Source organism: Synechococcus sp. H60.3 (genome assembly GCF_047462295.1).
In the GTDB taxonomy this organism is placed as follows: domain Bacteria; phylum Cyanobacteriota; class Cyanobacteriia; order Thermostichales; family Thermostichaceae; genus Thermostichus.
Genome location: NZ_JANSIY010000026.1, coordinates 20,499 through 22,897, shown reverse-complemented (window position 1 = coordinate 22,897; position 2,399 = coordinate 20,499). Strand labels below are relative to the sequence as shown.

Annotated in this window: 2 pseudogenes; both read right to left on the bottom strand. The window is 62.6% G+C overall.

Features of this window, described 5'->3' with window-relative positions:
• Positions 1-1,382 (bottom strand): annotated as a pseudogene (psaB, locus tag NW841_RS04570) (photosystem I chlorophyll a apoprotein A2); the annotation flags it as partial.
• A gap of 21 nt (positions 1,383-1,403) precedes the next feature.
• Positions 1,404-2,399, bottom strand: a pseudogene (gene psaA / locus NW841_RS04565) (photosystem I core protein PsaA); the annotation flags it as partial.

The window sequence follows — 2,399 nt, the reverse complement described above, 5'->3', positions numbered from 1 at the left end:
AGGATCTGCTTCTCCGGCGTGCCGAAGGCCTGCATCACGTCATTGTGGACGTACAGCCCCAGCGTGTGGAAGCCCAAGAACAGCGATACCCAGCTCAGGTGGGAGATGATCGCCTCCTTGTGATCCAGCACCCGCGCCAGCACGTTGTTCTTGTTGGCTTCGGGATCGTAGTCCCGCACCAGGAAGATGGCCCCATGGGCAAAAGCCCCCACCATCAAGAATCCAGCAATGTACTGGTGATGGGTGTAGAGAGCTGCTTCCGTGGTGTGATCCATGGACATGAACACGTAGGGGTTGAGGGCGTACATGTGCTGCGCCACCAGCGAGGTCACCACCCCCAAGCAGGCCAGCGCCAACGCCAACTGGAAGTGCAGGGAGTTGTTGACCGTGTCGTAGAGGCCCTTGTGCCCTTCGCCCAGCAGGCCCCCGAAGGGCGTACCCTTGGGCGGGTTGTGGGCACCCAGGATCTCGCGGATGCTGTGGCCAATACCCCAGTTGGTGCGGTACATGTGGCCGGCGACGATGAAGATGACCGCAATGGCCAGGTGGTGGTGGGCCATGTCCGTCAGCCACAGGGACTGGGTGTTGGGGTTGAAGCCGCCCAAGAAGGTGAGGATGGCCGTGCCCGCCCCTTCTGCCGTGCCCCAGACGTGGTTGGCCGTATCTGGGTTCTGGGCATACACCCCCCAGTTGAGGGTGAAGAAGGGCTTCAGGCCCGCCGGGTGGGGCAGCGTGGTGAGGAAGTTGTCCCAGCCCACGTGCTGACCGCGCGACTCGGGGATGGCCACGTGCACCAGGTGGCCCGTCCAGGCCAGCGAGCTGACGCCGAACAAGCCGGCCAGGTGGTGGTTGAGGCGGGCCTCAGCGTTCTTGAACCAGCTCAGGCTGGGCCGGAAGCGGGGCTGCAGGTGCAGCCAGCCGGCAAACAGGAACACCGCCGCCAACAACAGCAGGCCGATGGCACCGGCGTAGAGATCGCCGTTGGTGCGCAGGCCGATGGTGTTGAACCAGTAGTAGAGGCCGGAGTAGGCCGCGTTGACAGGGCCACCGCCCCCAGGTTGGGTGAAGGCTTCCACCGCCGCCTTGCCAAATTGGGGATCCCAGATAGCGTGGGCGATGGGGGTGACGCCGGTGGGGTTGGCCACCCATTGCTCGTAGTTGCCTTGCCAGGCGATGTGGAAGACGTTGCCCGAGGCCCACAGGAAGATGATTGCCAGATGGCCGAAGTGGGTGGCAAACAGCTTTTGGTAAAGCCGCTCCTCCGTCATGCCATCGTGGGTCTCGAAGTCATGGGCGGTGGCAATGCCATACCACAGACGTCGAGTGGTGGGATCACTGGCCAGGTCTTGGCTGAATTGCGGAAAACGAGTTGCAGTTGTCATGATTCTCTCTTCCTCCTTGCCTTAGCCGAGTGCGGCAAACCGTGCCAGGAAGAACGCCCACGTGGTGACGATCCCACCCAGCAGGTAGTGGGCCACACCGACCGCCCGACCCTGGATGATGCTCAGGGCGCGGGGTTGAATGGCCGGAGCGACTTTCAGTTTGTTGTGGGCCCAAACGATCGACTCAATCAGCTCCTGCCAGTAGCCACGGCCGCTGAACAGGAACATCAAGCTGAAGGCCCAGACGAAGTGGGCGCCCAAGAAGAGCAGCCCATAGGCCGACAGCGCCGAGCCGTAGGAGTTGATCACCTGCACCGATTGCGCCCACAGGAAGTCCCGCAACCAGCCGTTGATGTTGACGGCGCTGGCTGCAAAGTTGCCGCCCGTGATGTGCTCAATCGTGCCGTCCGGGTTGACGGTGCCCCAGATGTCGCTCTGCATCTTCCAACTGAAGTGGAAGATCACAATCGAGATGGCGTTGTACATCCAGAACAGCCCCAGGAAGACGTGATCCCAGCCGGAGACCTGGCAGGTGCCGCCGCGGCCTGGCCCGTCGCAGGGGAAGCGGAAGCCCAGCTTGGCCTTATCGGGGATCAGGCGCGAAGAGCGGGCAAAGAGCACCCCCTTGAGCAGGATCAACACCGTGATGTGGATGGTCATGGCGTGGATGTGGTGCACCATGAAGTCCGCCGTGCCCAGCACCATCGGCATCATGGACACCTTGCCACCCACGGCCACCACGTCGCCGCCGAAGATGGGGCTTACCGAAGCGCCCACATAGGGAGCGGTGCTGGCGATGGCGTTGGTGTGCAGGGATTGAATCCACTGGGCAAAAATGGGCTGCAGTTGGATGCCGGTGTCCGAGAACATGTCCTGCGGACGGCCCAGCGCCTGCATGGTGTCGTTGTGGACGTAGAAGCCGAAGGCGTGGAAGCCCAGGAACAGACACACCCAGTTCAGGTGGCTGATGATGGCGTCGCGGTGGCGGATTACCCGATCCAGCACGTTGTTGCGGTT